The sequence below is a fragment of the Glycomyces sp. NPDC050141 genome (assembly GCF_055586545.1).
The window spans coordinates 1-20,057 of sequence record NZ_JBVJHZ010000007.1 but is presented as its reverse complement, the minus strand read 5'-3'; the positions used below and the strand labels follow the sequence as shown (position 1 = coordinate 20,057).

Annotated in this window: 14 protein-coding genes; 7 read left to right on the top strand and 7 right to left on the bottom strand. The window is 72.0% G+C overall.

Translation table 11 applies throughout. From position 1 onward, the window contains the following. Positions 1-5: 5 nt before the first annotated feature. Together ACZ60M_RS06310 and ACZ60M_RS06305 are read left to right on the top strand one after the other, a co-directional pair. Positions 6-1,091: an NADH:flavin oxidoreductase/NADH oxidase gene (locus tag ACZ60M_RS06310; protein ID WP_465415280.1), complete on the top strand. Its 1,086-nt coding sequence runs from the start codon at positions 6-8 to the stop codon at positions 1,089-1,091. Between the two features lie 137 nt (positions 1,092-1,228). Then, positions 1,229-2,803 (top strand): lipase family protein, encoded by a 1,575-nt coding sequence (locus tag ACZ60M_RS06305; RefSeq protein WP_465415278.1) that lies wholly within the window; start codon positions 1,229-1,231, stop codon positions 2,801-2,803. A 136-nt stretch (positions 2,804-2,939) separates the two neighbouring features. Here the strand turns inward: ACZ60M_RS06305 and ACZ60M_RS06300 are convergent, their stop codons facing one another. From ACZ60M_RS06300 to ACZ60M_RS06290, 3 genes are all read right to left on the bottom strand, one after another. After that, on the bottom strand, positions 2,940-4,607 hold the full coding sequence (locus ACZ60M_RS06300) for an ATP-binding cassette domain-containing protein (RefSeq protein ID WP_465415276.1): 1,668 nt from the start codon (positions 4,605-4,607) through the stop codon (positions 2,940-2,942). Between the two features lie 148 nt (positions 4,608-4,755). Then, positions 4,756-6,489 carry an ABC transporter permease subunit gene (locus tag ACZ60M_RS06295; RefSeq protein ID WP_465415274.1) on the bottom strand — a complete coding sequence of 578 codons (1,734 nt, stop codon included), beginning with the start codon at positions 6,487-6,489 and terminating at the stop codon, positions 4,756-4,758. Positions 6,490-6,491: 2 nt separating this feature from the next. After that, entirely contained in the window at positions 6,492-7,973 is a 1,482-nt protein-coding gene (locus ACZ60M_RS06290; RefSeq protein ID WP_465415272.1) for an ABC transporter substrate-binding protein, read from the bottom strand. 284 nt (positions 7,974-8,257) lie between these two features. Between ACZ60M_RS06290 and ACZ60M_RS06285 the strand changes: the two genes are divergently transcribed. Further along, positions 8,258-10,180, top strand: a complete 1,923-nt coding sequence (locus ACZ60M_RS06285; protein ID WP_465415270.1) for a glycoside hydrolase family 15 protein — start codon at positions 8,258-8,260, stop codon at positions 10,178-10,180. A gap of 96 nt (positions 10,181-10,276) precedes the next feature. Beyond that, on the top strand, positions 10,277-10,570 hold the full coding sequence (locus ACZ60M_RS06280) for a hypothetical protein (protein ID WP_465415268.1): 294 nt from the start codon (positions 10,277-10,279) through the stop codon (positions 10,568-10,570). Between the two features lie 59 nt (positions 10,571-10,629). Here ACZ60M_RS06280 and ACZ60M_RS06275 read toward each other — a convergent pair whose 3' ends face one another. The 3 genes from ACZ60M_RS06275 to ACZ60M_RS06265 are packed head-to-tail and all read right to left on the bottom strand — an operon-like array spanning position 10,630 to position 13,286. After that, complete coding sequence (locus tag ACZ60M_RS06275) at positions 10,630-11,322, bottom strand: GntR family transcriptional regulator (RefSeq protein ID WP_465415266.1); 693 nt, start codon at positions 11,320-11,322, stop codon at positions 10,630-10,632. Between the two features lie 54 nt (positions 11,323-11,376). After that, positions 11,377-12,378 (bottom strand): proline racemase family protein, encoded by a 1,002-nt coding sequence (locus ACZ60M_RS06270; protein WP_465415264.1) that lies wholly within the window; start codon positions 12,376-12,378, stop codon positions 11,377-11,379. Positions 12,379-12,389: 11 nt separating this feature from the next. Then, positions 12,390-13,286: a dihydrodipicolinate synthase family protein gene (locus ACZ60M_RS06265; protein ID WP_465415263.1), complete on the bottom strand. Its 897-nt coding sequence runs from the start codon at positions 13,284-13,286 to the stop codon at positions 12,390-12,392. Between the two features lie 303 nt (positions 13,287-13,589). Here ACZ60M_RS06265 and ACZ60M_RS06260 point away from each other — a divergent pair, with 303 nt between their 5' ends. Next, entirely contained in the window at positions 13,590-15,113 is a 1,524-nt protein-coding gene (locus ACZ60M_RS06260; RefSeq protein ID WP_465415261.1) for an aldehyde dehydrogenase (NADP(+)), read from the top strand. Between the two features lie 49 nt (positions 15,114-15,162). Here the strand turns inward: ACZ60M_RS06260 and ACZ60M_RS06255 are convergent, their stop codons facing one another. After that, positions 15,163-17,211 carry an MDR family MFS transporter gene (locus tag ACZ60M_RS06255; protein ID WP_465415260.1) on the bottom strand — a complete coding sequence of 683 codons (2,049 nt, stop codon included), beginning with the start codon at positions 17,209-17,211 and terminating at the stop codon, positions 15,163-15,165. A 112-nt stretch (positions 17,212-17,323) separates the two neighbouring features. Between ACZ60M_RS06255 and ACZ60M_RS06250 the strand changes: the two genes are divergently transcribed. Together ACZ60M_RS06250 and ACZ60M_RS06245 are read left to right on the top strand one after the other, a co-directional pair. After that, positions 17,324-18,907, top strand: a complete 1,584-nt coding sequence (locus tag ACZ60M_RS06250) for a cation:proton antiporter (protein ID WP_465415258.1) — start codon at positions 17,324-17,326, stop codon at positions 18,905-18,907. A gap of 247 nt (positions 18,908-19,154) precedes the next feature. Beyond that, positions 19,155-19,901, top strand: coding sequence for a copper chaperone PCu(A)C domain-containing protein (locus ACZ60M_RS06245; protein ID WP_465415256.1), 747 nt, complete (start codon positions 19,155-19,157; stop codon positions 19,899-19,901). Positions 19,902-20,057 lie beyond the last annotated feature (156 nt).

Sequence of the window (20,057 nt, the reverse complement as noted above, 5' to 3'; positions counted from 1 at the left end):
TCAACGTGACCAGCAACCTGTTCACCCCGATCACACTGCGCGGGACCACCATCCCCAACCGGATCTGGATGGCGCCGATGTGCCAGTACAGCGCCGAACCCACCGGACCCGCCGCGGGCGTGCCGAACGACTGGCACCTGCAGCACTACGGGTCCCGCGCGGCGGGCGGCCCCGGCCTGATCCTGACCGAGGCCACCGCGATCGCACCCGAAGGCCGCATCAGCCCGATGGACCTCGGGATCTGGAACGACGCCCAGGTCGAGGGCCACCGGCGGATCACCGCGTTCATGCGCGGCCAAGGTGTCGTCCCCGGCATCCAGATCGCCCACGCCGGACGCAAGGCGAGCACCGACGGGCTCGGCCGGACCCGCGGCACGCTGAGTGCCGATGAGGGCGGCTGGGAACCGGTGGCGCCCAGCGCGATCGCGTTCGACGGCGACCACGCCGCCCCGCACGAGCTCACCGTCGCAGCGATCCAGGGCGTCGTCACCGCCTTCGCCGAAGCTGCGAAGCGGGCGCTCGCCGCCGGGTACGAGGTCATCGAGGTCCACGGCGCGCACGGCTACCTCGTCCACGAGTTCCTCTCCCCGGTCGCGAACCACCGCGACGATGCCTACGGCGGCGACTTCGAGCGCCGCGCCCGCCTCCCGCTCGACATCGCCGACGCGGTGCGCGCGGCCGTGGGGGAGCAGGTGCCGGTGCTGTTCCGGCTCTCGGCGACCGACTGGATCGAACCCGAAGGCTGGACCGCCGACCAGACCGTGCGGCTCGCGGCGCTGCTGCGCGAGCACGGCGTCGACCTGGTCGACGTCTCGACCGGCGGCAACCTCCCGGACGCCGTGATCCCCTCGGGCCCCGGCTACCAGGTGCCGTTCGCCGAACGCATCCGCCGCGAGACCGGGATGCCGACCGCCGCCGTCGGCATCATCACCGAGGTGCAGCAGGCCGAGAAGATCATCGCCGACGGCGGCGCCGACGCCGTCCTGCTCGGCCGCGAGCTCCTGCGCAACCCGTACTGGCCCCGCCAGGCCGCGCGCGAGCTCGGCGAGGACCACCCGCTCCCGCGCCAGTACCGGCGCGCCGAGCGCTAACCCGCGAGCGACCCGGGTGGCGTCCGAACCCCGGGCGCCACCCGCCGACACCGCCCCGAGATCCCCGCCCACGGCCCTGTCCGCGCATATCCTTTTTGTCCTGAACGCTTGTCTGCTCAGGCTCGAAAGGGACGCCCATGACCTGGACACCCGGAACACTGGTCCGCCACCAGCCCCTCGCCCGCCAGCACCGGCCCCGCGCCGCCGCCGACGCCTACCGCATCCACTACCGCGGCTACGGGTACGACGGCGGCCAGCGGCTCGTCAGCGGCAGCGCCTTCATCCCCGCCGGGACCGCCCCCGAAGGCGGCTGGCCCGTCGTCGGCTTCGCCCACGGCACCACCGGCCTCAGCGATGCCTCCGCGCCCTCCCGCTCCGGCTTCGCCCGCCTGGAACTCGACCACATCGACCGCTGGCTCGCCGCCGGGTACGCCGTCGCCGCCACCGACTACGAGGGACTGTCTACCCCGGGCCCGCACCCGTACTTCAACGGCGAGGCCGTGGCCGACGACGTCATCGACGCCGTCCGCGCCCTCCAGGGCCTCGACCAGAACATCTCCACCGCCTGGCTCGTCGCCGGGTTCTCCCAAGGCGGTCACGCCGCCATGCACGTCGCGAACATCGCCACCGGGTACGCCCCCGAACTCGACTTCCGCGGCACCATCGCCGTAGCGCCCGCCGCCTGCGTCAAGGACCTCATCGCCGAACTCACCGCCGACGGCGGCGCCCCGCTCTCCCCGATCGTGCCCCTCACACTCGCCGGGATCGCCTCGACCCGGCCAGACTTCGCACCCGACGCGGTCCTCACCCCGCTCGGCGCCGAACTCGTCGCCTGGGCCACCCGCGCCACGCTCCGCGAGATGTTCCAGGCCGTGCGCGGCATCACCAACGACCAGGCGGGCACCACCGGCATCACCGCGCGGCCCGAGATCGCCGACGTCCTCGACGCCGTCAGCGCCCCCGTCACCTACCTCGACCGGCCCGTGTTCATCACCTCCAGCCGCGACGACGAGATCATCCCGCACCAGCCCGTAGAGCGCTTCGCCGACGGCCTGCGCCGCGCTGGCGCCGACGTCGCGTACGCCACCCATATCGGCGCCGACCACGCCGGGATGCTGGAGACCGGCCAGCCCGACGCGATCGACTTCGGCCGCGAGCACCTCGACGCCGCCGACACCGCGCACGACATCCCGGCCCACCGTTTCGACCTGCTCGACCGCAGTGGCGACGGCCGGCTCGCCCGTGACGACTACGACGCGTTCGCGCTGCGCCTGGCCCGCAGCCTCGGCCATGCGCCCCGCTCGGCGAAGGCCGCCGCGGTACGCGACGGCTACCGGCGGCTGTGGAACGCCGTCCGGACCGCCGCCGACACCGATCACGACGGTATGGTCAGCGCCGCCGAGTACCGCGCTTGGGCCGCAAGGGAAGCCGCCGCTGAAGGCGACCGTTCGGGGTTCGCGACGGCCGTGCGCCCGCTCGCCGAAGCCGTCATCGCCCTGGTCGACGACGACGCCAGCCGCACCCTCGACCGGACCGAGCTCGACCGGCTCCTCACCGCTTGCCGCATCGGCAGCGACGAGGCTGCGGCGACCTGCGAGCAACTGGACGCCAACGGGGACGGGCACATCAGCGCCGACGAGATCGTCGACGCCGTGCGGGACTTCTGCATCGGAGAACCGTCCCCGGGATCGTGGCTGTTCGGACGGTTCTAGCCGGACGGTTCCGGCGGGCGAGAGCAGGCCGACGCCCTGCTCCCTGCGCGAGTTGGCGGCCGGGGCGAGGTGCGGTGCGTGAGCCGAAGGCCGTGGGTCGCCGAGCGTTCCGATGGGCCTCAGGGCGACTGCGGCACTAGCGAACCGCCTCGGCCTCCGTACCCGCCTCCGCACCGGCACCGAGCGTGTTGCACACCTCCTGCGTCGGACCGCATCGCACGATCCGACCGCGCTCCATCACCGCCACCCGATGCGCGAAACCTCGCACCGCTTCAAGGTCGTGGCAGATGAACAGGTAGCTCAGACCCAGCCGCTCCTGAATCTCGATGAGCAGTTCGAAGATCCCTTGCCGTAGCGGAGCGTCGAGCGCCGACGTCGGCTCGTCGAGGACCAGCAGACGCGGCTCGCTCGCCAGCGCCCGCGCGATGTTCACGCGCTGGCACTGGCCGCCGGAGAGCTCGTGCGGACGCCGGTCGGCCAGTTCGGAACCGAGCCCGGTGAGCGCGAACAGCTCCCGCACCTTCGCCGGGCCCGCGACCTGGTCCCAGCGGCGCTGTACCCGAAGCGGCTCGGCCACGGCCTCCGCCGCAGAGAGCCGCGGACTGAGTGAGCCGTACGGGTCCTGCAGCACAGGCTGGAACCGCCGGCGCAGTGTGCGCAGCTCGCGTTCGGGCATGGCCGTAAGGTCCCGGCCCTCGAACAAGACCGTGCCGCGCGCGGGCCGAAGCAGACGCAGCACCGCTGCCGCAGTCGAGGACTTCCCCGAACCCGAAGGCCCGATGAGCGCCAACGTCTCTCCGGCCGCGATGTCGAACGAGACGCCGTCCACCGCGCGACCTCCCGACCGTCCACGCTGAACAGCCGCGGCCTCAGCCTCGTTCGGCGCTCGCGAGCCCGTATCGTGATCGCCGCTGCCGCTGCCGCTGCCGCTGCCGCTGCCGCTGTGTTCACGGCTGCGATTGCGACCTCGGCTCGTGAACGCTCGCAGTCGATGGTGGAGCGGCACATGTGACATGTGATATTCCACTGTTAGATCACGGACTTCCAACAACGGCGGCGCGTCGACCAGAGGCGCACGCGGCGTGACCACCGGACGCACCGGCGCCGCCTCGGCGAGCAGCCGACCGTCCTCGATGGCGAGCACCCGGTCGGCGTACTCGTCGACTACCGCAAGGTCGTGGGTGATGACGAGCATCCCCGCCCCCGTTGCGGCGCAGCGGTCCCGCAGCAGGTCGAGAATCTGGGTCCGGGTGCACACGTCGAGCGCCGTGGTCGGCTCATCGGCAACGATGAGTTTCGGCGAGGCCGCGGTGGCGAGCGCGATGACTGCGCGCTGGCGCATGCCGCCGGAGAACTGATGCGGGTAGTCGCGGGCGCGCGCGGCCGGGTCGGGGATGCCGACGGCGTCGAGCGCGTCGATCGCGGCGAACCGGGCGGCTTCCATGCCGATGCCGCGCACCGATGCGATGGCTCCGGCGATCTGGTCGCCGACCCGGTGGACGGGGCTCAGCACTGTCAGCGCGTCCTGCGGCACGTAGGCGAGGACGCGTCCGCGCAACCCGCCGAGCACCGCCCGACTCGCGCCCAGGACCTCGGTGCCGTCGACCACCGCGCTGCCGGAAGCGTGAGCGGACTGGGGCAAGAGTCCGAGGATCGCCTTGGCGGTCAGCGACTTCCCGGCGCCTGAAGCGCCGACCAGCGCCACGGTCTCTCCGGGATCAACGTGGAAGGAGACACCGCGCACGGCCTCGGTCCGTCCGATCGCGACGTGGAGATCGCGCACCTCGAGTATGGGATCGCTCACGGGGCCTTCACCTTTTCGAGTGACACGCGGAGGCGTTGGATTGTCGTACCCGGCGGGCAGAGTGGAAATCGGGGGGTCCCCGGGTGTCCGATTTGAAGGCTGACGCCGGGAAGATCGCGAATGTCAGGCACTCCGGGCATGTGGGTCCTCATGCAAACGCCGCCTTCCGGCGCGGGAGCCGGGTCAGGTTCGCGCTCGACACCGTCAGGGCCGCAAGGAAGGCGATCGCCGCGGCCGGAGCCAGCGCCGCGGCGGGCGCGACCTCGACGTAGGCCCGCGATTCGTCGAGCAGGAGCCCCCATTCGGGCGTCGGCGGCTGCGTGCCGAGTCCGAGGAAACCGAGCGAGGCGATCGCCAGCGCCGTCCCGGGTAGCCGCAGGACTGCGTGCCGCGCGAGCGGACCTGCGATCTCCGGCAGCACGTGCCGGACCGTGATCCACGCCGGGCTCGCGCCGAGGGCCCGTTGCGCGGTCAGATATGAAGCGGCCCTGGCCTCCTGCGTCAGAGCGGCCGCGTGCGCGGTCAGGTTCGGCCATGAGACCAGCGCGACCGCGATTGCCGCGCCCGCCGTCCCCGGGCCGAGTGCCGCCGCCACGAGCACCCCGGCGAGCACCGCCGGGACTGCGTTCGCGACGTCGGCGATGCCTGAGGACACTCTTGGCGCGAAGCCGAGTGCGAGCGAGAGCGTGAACCCGAACGCGCACACCGCGACGGCTGCGCCGACCGTGTGGGCTGCGCCGTGGCCGAGGCGGGCGAGCACGTCGCGCCCGAGCGCGTCCGTGCCGAGCGGGTGCTCCCACGAGGGCGGCAGCAGTTTCGCGGTGACGTCGAGTGCGAGCGGGTCGCGGAGCATGCCCCACACCACGACCAGCGCCAGGACCGTCGCGAGAGCCCCCGGGACCACGTATTGCCTCGCGCCCGCTGGCGTGCGCGGAGGCGGGGGCGGGCTCAGCGCGGCGTCGCGCAGGCCCGAGCCGAGCATGGCGCGCCGGGCGAGCTGCCCGACCGCGCCGGCGGCGAGCCCGAGGCACATGAGCGCGAGCACGCTGCCCTGCAGCAGCGGCAGGTCCTGGGATTTGGCCGCCCCCAACGCGGTCCTGCCGATCCCCGGAATCGCGAAGATCGTCTCGACCGCGACGGCCCCGCCGGTCAGCGCGACCACGATCATCCCGAACTGCGGCATCACCGCGGGCAGGGCGCGGCGCAGCACGCCGAGCGCGATGCGGCCGTCCGCGACCCCGGCCGAGCGCCACAGCGCCACCCACCGCTCGTCGAACGCGCCCGGCAGTGCGTCGCCGAGGAGCCTGCCGAGCAGCGCCCCGGCGGGGATGCCCATGGCGACCGCGGGCAGGACGAGGTTCGCGGGCCCGGTCCAGCCCGATGTGGGGAGCCAGCCGAGCCAGACGCCGACGACGATGAGTCCGACCGTGGCGATGAGGAATTCGGGGCACGCCACCAGGACCGCGCCGATCGCACCGCCGGGGCGGCCGTCACCGAGGGTGCCCCGCGCGCCGCGCCAGACCGTCGGCGCACATAGCGCGGCCGCCAGGAGCAGCGCCACCGCGAGCGCACATGCCATGAGCGTCAACGAGGTCCCGAGACCGGAAGCGACCGCGGGTCCGACCGGGTACCCGGAGACCCACGACGTGCCGAGGTCGCCGCGGAGCAGGCCCGCGGCCCACCGGCCCAGGAGCGCGAGCGGTCCGGCGTCGAGTCCGAGGTCGGCGCGGATCGCGTCGAGCGCTTCAGGAGTGGCCTCCTGTTCGGCCGATTTGGCGCGGAGCACCGTGAGCGCCGGGTCGTTGCGGGACAACCACGGCAGCAGGCCGACGACGGCGAGCAGCGCCGCCAGCGCGGCCAGTCGGGCGATGGCGTGGCGCACCGCTACGCCACGCGGGTCTCGGGGCCGACGAGTTCGCGTTCGCGCGGGTCCTTGATGGACCCGGTGACGCCCGCCGCGTCGCCCTGGATGACCCGTTCGTGCAGGAGCGGGACGGCCGCGTCCGCGTTGAGGATCGCCGTCTCCGCCGCGAGCACGGCCGCGCGCCGCTCCTCGCCGGGCTCGGCCGCCGACGCCGTCTCGAGGGCCGCGTCGACCCCGTCGTCGGCGAACTGGGAGAGGTTGAACGAGCCGACGGACCCGAAGTCGGAGAACAGGTACGCGACCGGGTCGCCGGAGTCCAGGACTGTCGCGCGCGAGAGCAGGAACGCGTCGAACGCGCCGTCGAGCGCGTCCGCCTCGATGTTCGCGTACTCGCGGATGTCGAGTGCCACGGTGAACCCGGCGTCCTGCAGCTGCTGCTGGAGGACCTGCGCGACCTCGGGCAGTTCTGCCCGGTCGGTGAAGGTGCCCAACGTGATCGAGGTGCCCGTGGCCTCTGCCGCGGCGGTGGGCTGCGTGCGTCCGGCGCGTTCGGCGGCCCACGGGATCGCGGGGCCGAGCAGGCCTTCGGCGAGGTCGGCGCTGCCGTCGTAGACGCCGTCGACGATGAGGGCCGCGTCGATCGCCTCGCGGGCGGCGGCGCGCACGCCGGGGTCGCTGAATGGCCCGGTCGAGCAGTTGAGGTAGAGCGTGCAGGTGCGCGGCATGGGCACCTCGGTGATCTGGTCGGGTTCGAGCAGGCCCGCCTGGGAGACCGGGATGGATTCGACGATGTCGGCCTCGCCCGCGCGGAGCTTCCCGGCGCGGGCGGTGCCGTCGGGGATGAACGACGCGTCGATGCCTTCGGCGAGGACGTCGCCGCCCCACCAGTCGTCGTTGCGGTCGAGCGCGGCCGAGGAGGTGCCGTCGACGGCGGTGAGGACGAACGCGCCGGTGCCCGCGCCCACCGGGTCGACGATGCCGTCGCGGTAGGCCTTCGCGGCGAGGATCGACAGCTGCGGGGATGACAGGCGGTGGGGGAGCAGGGGATCGATGCTCGCCGTGGTGACGGCGACCGTGTTCCCGGCGGCGGCGACGGTGAGGTCCACGCCGTCGAGGATGCGCGGCTTCGGTGCGGCCTGGGCGGCGACGGTGAGCGAGTTCGCGACGGCCTCGGCGGTGAACGCGGTGCCGTCGTGGAAGACCACGTCTTCGCGGAGCGTGAAGGTCCAGGTGCTGCCGTCCCGGACCCATTCGGTGGCGAGCCAGGGGAGGGCGTTGCCGTCGGGGTCGAGGACGACCAGCGTCTCGGCGGTGGCCCAGCGGGAGAGTTTGAACGCGTCGTCGGTGAGCGGGGAGAGCGCGGAGCGGGGCGGCTGCATGTGCGCGACCCGGATCCGCCCGGACGCGCCGGTTCCCTCGGGCCCTTCGGAGAAGCAGGCGGCCAGGCCGAGGACCGGGGCAGTGGAGGCGGCCGCGAGGAGCGAACGGCGGGAGACAGGCAAGGGAGGACTCCAACGGGGAGGTTCGGACGGTACGCTCCGGAACCATATCCAAATGAAAACCGTATTCATTTCTAGTGGTCGGGGACTTGTCCCGGGTCACAAAACCGGAAGGCGCCTCACCTGTCACGGGCGCCCGAGCCCTCCAGGATCGCCCGCCGCCCGGCCGTTACCCCGTGGATGCCAGTGGTATGTCACATGTCGCATGGCATATGCCACCGAACGCCACCGAGGCTCCCGCTGCGCGCCATACAATGCCGCCAGGGCCGAAGGCGAGGAGACGCACAATGGACCGACAGGACGTCCCGGCGACGGACCCGGCCGACTACAGCCGCCCCATCGAGGACTACGCACTCCTCTCCGACCGCCGCTGCGCCGCGCTCGTCTCCTCCGAAGGTTCCATCGACTGGTTCTGCCGACCCCGTTTCGACAGCCCCGCCGTCTACGGCCGCCTGCTCGACCCCGACGCCGGCCACTGGTCGATCAGCCCCTCCGGCCCCTTCACCAGCGAACGCTCCTATGTCGGCGACACCTTCGTCCTGCGCACCGTCTTCACCACCGCCACCGGTACCGCCCACCTCATCGACGCCTTCGCCATCGGCCCCTCGGTCGAAGCCGAGACCGGCATCCGGCTCAGGCTCGCCTCCCGCGCCCCCAGGGCCACCATCCGCGTCCTCGAATGCACCGCCGGCGAAGTCGAGATCGACTTCGACTTCAAACCGCGCCCCGAATTCGGGCTCGTCAAACCCATCTTCACGGCCCTCCCGGGCGGCGTCCTCGCGACCGGCGGCCCCGTCCGCTTCGTCCTCACCAGCCCCATCCCATTGGAGACCGACGACAGCGCCCACACCCGAATGACCCTCCACACCGGCGACAAGCTCCGCTTCGTCACCCAATCCGCCGGGCTGGCCGACGAACCGCCCGCGACCTGGACTCCTGAAGCCGTCGACGCCGAACTCGAGGAGACCATCCAGGGCTGGCAGCACTGGAGCGACGCACACCCCGCCTGGGACGGCCCCCTGCCCCACCTCGTGCGCCGTTCCGTCCTCGTCCTTGAAGCGCTCCGATACCAGCCCACCGGCGCCATCGTCGCCGCCCCCACCACCTCACTGCCCGAAGCCGTCGGCGCCGGACGCAACTGGGACTACCGCTACTCGTGGATCCGCGACGCGAGCTTCACCGTCCAAGCGCTCGCGTCCGCCGGATGCACCGAGGAGGCCATCGCGTTCTTCGAGTTCATCACCCGTGCCGCCGCCCACTACCTCCCGCAGAGTCCGCTCCAGATCATGTTCGGCGTCGGCGGCGAGCACGACCTGTCCGAAAGGGAACTCACGCACCTCTCCGGCTGGCGCGGTTCGCGCCCCGTGCGCGTGGGCAACGCCGCCTGGCGCCAACCGCAGCTCGACGTCTACGGCGAACTCCTCGACGCCGCTTGGCGTCTGCGCCCCCACCTCGACCACCTCGACGCGGCCGCCCGCCACTTCCTCACCGTCGTCGCCGACGCCGCCGCCGACCAATGGGGAAGGCCCGACCACGGCATCTGGGAGTCCCGCGGCAAACCCCGCCACTACACGTACTCCAAGCTCATGTGCTGGGTCGCCCTCGACCGCGCCGTCAAGCACGCCGAACTCGTCGAAGCCGACGACACCATCCCCGCCCACCGCCACCCGCTCAAGCTCGCGGCCGGATGGGCCGCCGTCCGCGACCGCATCCGCGAGGACATCGAGACCCATGCGTGGAAACCCGAACTCGGCGCCTTCGGAGCGGCGTTCGACGGCGACGACCTCGACGCGGCCGTCCTCCTCCTGCCCGCCGTCGGCTTCCTCCCCGGCGACGACCCGCGCGTCGTCTCCACCGTCGACGTCATCGCCGAGCGGCTCCAAGCCCGGCGCGGCCTGGTGCGCCGTTACGAAGCGGGGACCGACGGGCTCGAAGGCGACGAGGGCGCGTTCGTCATGTGCACGTTCTGGCTCGCCCAGGCGCTGGCCCTGACCGGCCGGACCGAGCGGGCCCGCGAGGTTTTCGAGGAGGCCGCCGCCTGCGCGAACGACCTCGGACTCATGTCGGAGGAGATCGACACCGCGTCCGGCGCGATGCTCGGGAACTTCCCGCAGGCCTTCAGCCACATCGGGCTCATCAACGCGGCCGCGGCGATACGCGACGCCGAGCGCGGCCCCGGAATGTCGGGAACCCGTCCCACCGGTTCGTGAAAAGCGTTCAAAACGGGCGCCGCGGGACGCTACGGTGACACCGGGCCGCGCCTTCGCGCCGGCCCGCAACGGGGAAAGACTGAAAGGGGCGGCGACATGGCCGCGCACAAGGAACACGGCGCGCACGCGCACCACCACGGCAAAGACTGCGGACACGTCGCAGTGCTGCACGGCGACCACACCGACTACGCCCACGACGGGCACCTGCACCGGGCTCACGGGGAGCACTTCGACGAGTGCGAGCCGCAAGGGCACCTCGTCCACGACGGGCACGCGCACCAGCACGGCAAGGGCTGCGGGCACGTCGCGGTCGCCCACGGCGACCACCACGACTACGTGCACGACGGCCACCGCCACGCCGCCCACGCCGGGCACTGGGACGACCACTGATCAGACGCAACGCGAAGCGGCCGTGAGCATCACGCTCACGGCCGCTTCGCGTGTCCGGGTCAGGCAGGCTGCGCCCAGGAGCCCCTGACGTGGCTGAGGTGCAGCTCCATCACCTGCTGCACGTACTCCGGGTCGCGGGTGAGGAGGCCGTGCAGGATCTCCATGTGCTCCCCGGCCGACTCCTCCAGCTCGCCGAGCTCCAGGAGGGCCGTCAGGCCGTACAGGCGCGAGCGCTGGCGCAGGTTGCGCACGGTCTCGACGAGGGTCTGGTTGCCGGAGAGGGCGAGCATCTCCAGGTGGAAGCGCATGTCGGCCTCGACGTAGGCGATGAGGTCTTCCTCGGAGGCGGCGTCGATGATGGCCTGCGCGAGCGGGCGCAGCGCCTCGATGTCGGCGGGGTCGGCGGTCGTCGCGAGCGCCACGGTAGTGGGGATCTCGATGAGTTCGCGCAGCTTGGTGTACTCGTCGAGCTGCGCCTCGGAGACGACCTTCACCCGGAAGCCCTTGTTGGGCACGGGTTCGACCAGTTCCTCCTTGACGAGGTCAAGCATCGCCTCGCGCACGGGCGTGGCGGAGACGCCGAACTGCTCGGCGAGGACCGGCACCGAGTAGACCTTGCCCGGGGCGAGCTCGCCGGTGATGACGGCGGCCCGCAGGGCCTCGCCGATGCGCTCCCGGTAGCTGGCGCGGCGCCCGCCCATCTCGGGCAGGGTCATCGCGACGGCGGGCGCGGCTCCTGTTCGAGCTGGCATCAGGACCTCCTCAGTGGTATGTCACACGTGGCGCGTCACAGTATGCGGGAGGGCCTAGAGGATGAAACCGCTGGGGAAGGGGTCTTCGGGGTCGAGGGTGTACTGGGCGGTACCGGTGATCCAGGCCCGGCCGGTGACGGACGGGATGACAGCGGGCATCCCGGCGACCTCGGTCTCGCCGAGGAGGCGGCCGGTGAACCGCGAGCCGATGAACGACTCGTTGACGAACTCGTCGCCGAGACCGAGCAGCCCGCGGGCGTGGAGCTGCGCCATGCGCGCGGAAGTGCCGGTGCCGCAAGGCGAGCGGTCGAACCAGCCCGGGTGGATGGCCATGGCGTGCCGGGAGTGCTTCGCGTCCGAGCCGGGCGCCGTCAGGTAGACGTGGTGGAGGCCCCGGATCGACGGCTCCAGCGGGTGCACCGGCTCCGCTTCGGCGTTCACCGCCTCCATGATGTCGAGCCCGGCCGCGATCAGCTCGTTCTTGGCGGCCCGGTCGAAGGGCAGGCCGAGGTCGTCGAGGTCGACGAACGCGTAGAAGTTCCCGCCGAACGCCAGGTCGTAGCGGATCTCGCGGCCGTCCTTGAGGGTGGCGACGCGGTCGAGCCCGACCGAGTACGCGGGGACGTTGACGAGCGTGGCGTCCTTCGCCACCCCGTCCTCGACCCGCACCTCGACTTGGACCAGGCCCGCCGGGGTGTCGAGGCGGACCGTGGTGACCGGTTCGGCCACCGGCACCATGCCCGTCTCGACCAGCACCGTCGCCACCCCGATCGTGCCGTGCCCGCACATCGGCAGGCAGCCGGAGACCTCGATGAACAGCACGCCCCAGTCCGCGTCGGGCCGGGTCGGCGGCTGGAGGATCGCCCCGCTCATGGCGGCGTGCCCGCGCGGCTCGTTCATGAGGAACTCGCGAACGTGGTCGAGGTGCTCGACGAAGTGGTCGCGGCGCTCCATCATGGTCGCACCGGGGATCGGCGCGACGCCGCCGGTCACCACCCGGGTCGGCATGCCCTCGGTGTGGGATTCGACGGTCTGGAGCACGAGCCTGCTGCGCATGGGTCCTCCTCTTAGGCGAGCCCGGCCGCGAGGGCCTGCTCGGTGGCGGTGCGGACCTCGGCGGCCTGCTCGGGCAGGAGCGGCACGCGGGGGAGGCGGCACTGCCCGCCCTTGCGGCCGACGATGTCCATGGAGAGCTTGATGGCCTGCACGAACTCCACCTTGGAGTCCCAGCGCAGGAGCGGGTGCAGCTGCTTGTACAGCGGCAGGGCGGTCGCCAGGTCGCCCGCGACGGCGGCCTTGTAGAGCGCCACGGTCGACTTCGGGAGGGCGTTGGGGTAACCCGAGACCCAGCCGACGGCGCCCGCGACGGCCAGTTCGAGCAGCACGTCGTCGGCGCCCACGAGCAGGTCGAGTTCCGGGGCGAGCTCGGCGATGCGGTAGGCGCGGCGCACGTCGCCGGAGAACTCCTTGACGGCCTGGATGAGCCCTTCGGCGTGGAGTTTCGCCAGCAGCTCGGGGGTGAGGTCGACCTTGGTGTCGATCGGGTTGTTGTAGGCCACGACCGGGATGCCGGCCTTCGCGACCTCTTCGTAGTGGGCGATCACGGAGCGCTCATCGGCCCGGTAGGCGTTGGGCGGCAGGAGCATGACCGCGCCGCACCCGGCGTCGCGGGCCTGCTCGGCCCAGCGGCGGGCCTCGGCGGCGCCGTATGCGGCGATGCCGGGCATGACCCGCTCGCCGCCGATCGCCGCCACGGCGGTGGTGACGACCTGGGCGCGCTCGGCGTCGGTAAGGGTCTGGTACTCCCCGAGGGAGCCGTTGGGGGTGACGCCGTCGCAGCCGTTCGCCACCAGCCAGGCGCAGTGCTCGTCGAACGCCGCGAAGTCGACCGAGCGGTCGTCGTTGAACGGCAGGGCGGTGGCGACGAGGACGCCGCGCCAGGGGCGCGATTCGAGTGCCGACATGGGGCTTCCAATCTTGATGACATGTGACATGGTACTGCCGCGGCCCGTGCGGTGACCCGCTCGCGACCTCGGAGCCGGCCCGCGGCGGCATTGGCCGCGCACCGATCTGGATCAGTAATATGTCACATACTATAGTCGGATGCTGGGTCCCGCGGGCAACGGGTGGCGATCAGCGGCGGACCATCACGCACACCGGGGCCCGATGCCCCGAACGCCGCCGCCACCCCGCCCGCGGGCCTTCCCATACTGGAACCGCGCCCCACGGCGCCACCGCACCAACGACCGAACGGAGCGCCGCCACTCATGGCCGACACACTGCGCAGCGTCAACCCGACCACCGGAACGGCATTCGGCGAGCCCATCGCCGAGACCGCGCCCGAGGAAGTCGCCCGGGCAGCGGCCGCCGCCCGCGCCGCCGCGCCCGGTCTCGCCGCGATGCGCCCCGCCGAACGCGGCGACCTCATGCGCGCCATCGCCGCCGCCCTCAGCGCCAGCGAAGACGCCATCGTGGCCCTCGCCGACGCCGAATCCGGCCTCGGCGAGACCCGCCTGCGCGGCGAACTCGCCCGCACCACCGGCCAGTTCGAGCAGTACGCCGCCTACGCCGAGTCCGGTGCGGTCCTCGACGTCGTGATCGACCACGCCGCCCCGCGCGCGACCCCGCCCCGCCCGGACCTGCGCCGCTGGAACGTCCCGCTCGGGCCCGTCGCCGTCTACGCCGCCTCCAACTTCCCGCTCGCCTTCGGCGTCGCCGGAACCGACACCGCCGCCGCGCTCACCGCCGGATGCCCGGTCGTCGCCAAGGCCCACGCCTCCCAGCCCGCCACCGCGGTCCTCCTCGGCGCCGTCATCGCCGAAGCGCTCGGCAAGCACGGCGCCGACCCGCGCCTGTTCACCGTCGTCGGCGGCTTCCAGGCCGGACTCGACCTGATCCGCGACCCGAACATCAAAGCCGGAGCCTTCACCGGGTCGATCGCGGGCGGCCGGGCCCTGGCCGACGAGGCCGCGGCCCGGCCCGAGCCGATCCCGTTCTACGGCGAACTCGGCAGCCTCAACCCCGTCGTCGTCACCCCCGAAGCCGTCGCCCAGCGCCGGGCCGCCCTCGTCGAGGAGTTCGCGGCGTCGATGACGCTCGGCGCCGGACAGTTCTGCACCAAGCCCGGACTGCTCTTCCTGCCCGAAGGCCACGGACTCGACGAGGCGCTGGCGGCGGCCGTGCGGGCCAAGGAGGTCCACCCGATGCTGAACGGCCGCATCCGGGAGGCGTACGCGGCGGAAGCGGCGCGGCTCGCCGCGCATCCTCTGGCGCGCTTCGCGGTCGAGCCTTCCGCGGTCGACAGTGGTTTCGGGGTGACGTCGGGCCTGGTCGCGGCACCGGCGGCCGCGATCGACGGCGACGACACACTGCTCCACGAGTGCTTCGGGCCGACCGCCCTCGTGCTCACCTATACCGATGCGGCCGAACTGGAACGGGTCCTGCCGCAGCTCCCGGGCGGGCTCACCGCGACGGTCCAGCTCGCGACCTCGGCCGATCCGGTCGCGCAGGCGGCGCTGCCGCTGCTCGCCGAGCGGTCGGGCCGCGTCATCGTGAACGGCTGGCCCACGGGCGTCGCCGTGACCCACGCGCAGCACCACGGGGGCCCGTGGCCCGCGGCGACGAACGCCCGGTACACCTCGGTGGGCACGGGCGCGATCGCCCGGTTCGTGCGGCCGGTCGCCTACCAGTCCACACCGGAACCGCTGCTGCCCGAGGCGCTCCACGACGACAACCCGCTCGCCCTCCAGCGCCGAGTCGATGGACACATGGAGCCTGCTGCGAAGGCGTGAACGGGCGGCGTGCGGCGTGCGGCGGATCGGTCCGCGCCCGGGGCGCGGGTCATGAACGGGTGGCTGCCTGGCGGTCCCAGTCCGGGGACTCCTCGGAGGCGATCGCACGGGCGATGCGGGTGACGGCGCGGTCGAAGACCTTGCGGTCCTCGGGGTCGGCGAGGTCCCAGTCGTCGAGGTGGGCGTCGAGCCAGCGCCGCCACACCGCGATGAACCGCTCGAACTCGCCCCTGCCCTGCGGCGTCAGACTGAGCCGCCCCTTCGCGACCGCGATGAGCCCGGTCCGCACCGCCTGGCCGAACACCGGGGTCAGCACCTCGGGCGGGACCCGGTGCGCGGCGGCGATCTTGCGGACCGTCGCCTCCTCACCGGCGCGCTCGAGCATGTAGACCTGCCGCAGCACCCACGCGTCCGCACGGTCGAGCAGGCTGTCGGTCGCCTGGTACACCTCGGTGAACACCGTCTTGCGCTCGCGCTGCATGACATCGGCGATCATCCGCGCCAGCCGCTCCTCCGACGGCGCCGGGTCCGGCGCGCCGAACCCCTCGCCCATGTCGGCGGCGCGTCCGCGCGTCGCGTCGTGCAGCGGCCGCTCGACGAGGAACCACGCCACGACGAAGCCGACCGCCGCCACCGGCACGGTCCAGAAGAACACGAAGTCGATCGAGTCCGCGTAGGCCTGCACGATCGGCGCGATCAACGCATCGGGCAGCTCGTGGAGCGCCGCCGGGCTCGCCGCGACCGCCGGATCCACTCCCGACTCGGCGTACGCCGCGGCCAGCAGCGGCGTGCTGTGGTTGGTGAACAGCGTCCCGAAGATCGCGGTGCCGAACGTCGAACCCACCGTGCGGAAGAACGTCACGCCCGAGGTCGCCGCGCCCATCTGCGCGTACGGCACCGTGTTCTGCACGGCGATCGTCAGCACCTGCATCGCCAGGCCCAGCCCGATACCGAACACGAGCATGTACAGCGACTCCTGCCAGACGTTCGTGTCCGTGCCCATCGTCGACATGAGATACAGCCCGATCGCCATCACGCCAGTGCCGATGATCGGGAACATCTTGTACCGGCCCGTCTTGCTCACCACCGAGCCCGACAGGATCGACATGGCCATCATGCCCGCGACCATCGGCAGCGTCCGGTACCCCGACACCGTCGCCGAGGTCCCGTCCACGTACTGCAGGTACGTCGGCAGGTACGTCATCGCACCGAGCATCGCGAAGCCCACGATGAAGCTCAGGACCGAGGAGACGGTGAACACCGGGTTCGCGAACAGCCACATCGGCAGGATCGGCTCCGGCGCACGGCGTTCGACGACCACGAAGAGGACGATCGCGACCGCCGCCCCAGCGAACATGCCGAGGATCTCCACCGAGTCCCACGCGTACTCGTCGCCGCCCCACTCCAGAGCGAGGATCAACAGCGTCGTGCCGATCGCGACGAGGATCAGGCCCAGGTAGTCGATCACCGGCTTCACGGCCGACCGCACGCGCGGGATCGTCGCCGCCGCCATCGCGATCATGACCACCGCGATCGGCACGTTCACGTAGAAGCACCACCGCCACGACAGGTGGTCGGTGAACAGGCCGCCCAGGGTCGGACCGAGCACGGTGGTCACGCCGAACACCGCGCCCATCGCACCCTGGTACTTCCCGCGCTCGCGCAACGGGATCACGTCGGCGATGAGCGCCATAGCCGTCACCATCAGGCCGCCCGCGCCGAGCCCCTGGATCGCACGGGACACGATCAGGAAGATCATGTCGTCGCTGAACCCGGCGAGCGCCGAACCGCCGACGAACACGACCGCGCTGATCTGAAAGATCGCCTTGCGCCCGAACATGTCGCCGAACTTGCCGACGACCGCCGACGCGATCGCCTCAGCGAGCAGATAGGACGTGACCACCCACGCCATGTGCCCGGCACTGCCGAGGTCCGCCACGATCGTCGGCAGCGCGGTGGAGACGATCGTCTGGTCCAGCGCCGCCATGAGCATGCCGAGCATGATCGTGACGAACACGAGGTTGCGGCGGGACTTGCTCAGCACGGGCGGCGCGGGCTCGGCGGCTTCCGCGCGCTCGGCAGTGTCGACAGTGGCCATAAGCGGCACAATAGCGGCAAAACGGCGACCCCACGGCCGACTGCGGGCGATCCTGAACCTGCGGGCGTAGGGTGTGCCCGAACATTTCGAGTACCCCCGCGTCGGAGGCCGCATGGAACTGGTCGCGATCCTGTTCGCACTCGCCGTCGGCGGGCTCCTCCTGACCGCCGCCGCCGAATGGATGCGCATCCCCGCCCCGGTCCTCATCTGCCTCTACGGACTCGCCCTCGGCCTCATCCCCGGCATGCCCGCACTCGACCTCGACCCCGAACACCTCCTGCCGGTCCTCCTGCCCCCGATCCTCTGGGCCGCCGCCCGCAAGTCCTCATGGCGGCACTTCGCCGCGAACTGGCGGCCCATCCTCTTCCTCGCCGTCCTCCTCGTCTTCATCACCACCGCCGCCGTCGCGGCCCTGGCCGCAACCATCAGCCCGGTCCTGCCCGTCGGCGCCGCCGTCGTCCTCGGCGCGATCTGCGCCCCGCCCGACGCCGCCGCCGTCACCGCCGTCGCCGACCGGCTCGGCCTCCCGCGCCGCCTCGTCACCATCCTCGAAGGCGAAGGCCTGTTCAACGACGTCACCGCCCTCACCCTCTACAACGTCGCCGTCATCGGCGTCGTCACCGGATCAGTCTCAGCACTGTGGACAGCAGGACTGTTCGCCTACTCCGCCGTAGCCGCCGCGATCGGCCTGGGCGTCGGCTGGATACTCGTCAGACTCGGCTCCCTCGTCGCCGACAGCCGCGTGCGCACCGCACTCGGCCTCACCGCCCCCTACATCGCCTACCTCCTCGCCGACGTCGTCAAAGCCTCCGGCGTCCTCGCCGTCATCTGCGCCGCCTTCTACCTCGTCGCCCGCTCCAACGACCCCGACGACTTCGAAGGCCGCCTCGTCCAGGGCTCCGTCTGGGACGTCCTCGAAACCGGCCTCATCGCCCTCACCTTCGGCCTCGTCGGCATGGAACTGGTCGACATCATCGACGCGATCGGCTCCGGCGTCACCGACCTGCTGTGGAAGGCCCTCGCCGTCGCGGGCGCCGTGATCGCCGTCCGCGCCCTCTGGCTCGCCATCGCGATCTTCCTCGGACGCAAAGGCATCGGCTGGACCAGCCTCGGCAGCCAGCCGCGCCTGGCCGTCGTCACCGCCTGGGCCGGAATGCGCGGCGTCGTCACCGTGGTGACCGCGCTGGCGATCCCGGAGTACACGGCCGACGGCGCCCCGTTCCCCGGTCGCGAGCAGATCCAGTTCCTGTCAGTGGTCGTGGTGCTCGCCACGCTGGTCGCGCAGGGCCTCACCCTGCCCGGCCTGATCGCGTTCCTCGGCGTGCGCGCCGACGCCGAGAAGGAGACCGCCGCGCTGCGCTCCCTCATGCAGGAGGCGGGCCGGGCCGCCACCGAGCGGCTGCGGGACCTGCGCCGGGAGGGCGAAGTGGACGACGAGGTCGCCGCCGCGATGGAGCGGCGCTTCGACCACCGGTCCGCGCAGATCACCGCCATGGTCGAGGAACGCGAGGACCCCGACACCGAACAGCTCGCCGAGCGCTTCGACACCTTCCAGCGCATCGAGGCCGAGATGCTCTCCGCCGCCACCGCCAGGGTCCTGCAGCTGCGGTCCTCGCCCGGGAACGACCCGGTCCTCGTCGACCGCGTCCTCGCCGCCCTCGACCACCGCGCGGTGAGCCGCCACCGCTCCACCTGACCGCTGTCTCGCCCACCGGGAGTGCCATATGACATGTGACGCGTCATGTGGACCGCTCGCGGCTGAGCGGTGCGTCAAACATGCGGCGCATCAAGCGGGCGAGGCGTCAAGCGGGCGTCTCGGAAGGCGGGAGTGCTATGTGGCATGTGATATGTCACGCGGCACCGGCTGTTTCCGGGAAGTGCGTGCGCGGTGCCCGGTATGTCGCGGCCGGGGCGGGCGCCCTCGCGAGCTTAAGGTGGCGCTTGTGGAGAGACGAGAAGCGAGCGCGGTGGCGGCCGGGGTCCGCTGGGCCGCGGCCTTGACGGTAGTGGGACTGGCCCTCGCGGGCTGCGGAGCCAGCAGGTCCACCCAGACCAGCGAGACGGTCCCGGCGATTTCGGGCATCGACGCGGACGCCGGGACCATAGCGCTGCGCGACATGCAGGTGGACTTCGGCGAGCGGGGCTTCTACCTCGCGGGCGGACAGGCCCCGCTGCGGATCTGGATGGACAACCAGGGCGAGGAGCCCGTAGTCCTCGAAGCCGTGACGAGCCCTGACGCCGAGGCCGTCATCCTCGCGGCCGACGTCATCGTCGCCGAAGAGGAGACGCCCGGAAGCGAGGCGACGACCCCCGCGGAAGACGAGTCGGCGACACCGGAGACCGACGGGTCCGAGTCGCCTACGGCCGACGCCTCCGAGACGCCCACCGGCGACGAGGCGTCGCCGACCGCCGACACGACTGCGACCGAGACCCCTGAAGCGCCCGTCGCCGAGCTGGTGGGGGAGCGGGACTTCGAGATCGAGCTCGCCCCGGACTCCTATGTGCGTCTGGCGCCCACGACCGGCTCCTTCCTCGTCCTGGACGGGCTCAAGGAGGACCTGAAGATGGGTTCCACGGTCGAGCTCACGTTCGTGTTCTCGAACGGCGAGGCCCTCACTGTGGACCTGCCCATCGGGACGCCGCTCGTGGCCCCGTCCCGCACCTATTTCGAGCCGCACCACGAGGAATAGCCGGGCAGAACCTAAGCGAAGCAATGGCGGGGGGGGGGGGGGGGGGGGGGGGGGGGGGGGGGGGGGGGGGGGGCGTGGTGGGGGGGGGGGGGGGGGGGGGGAGGGGGGGGGGGAAGCGTTGGGAGAGTTTGGCTTGCTCCGGACCCGCAGGGCGGG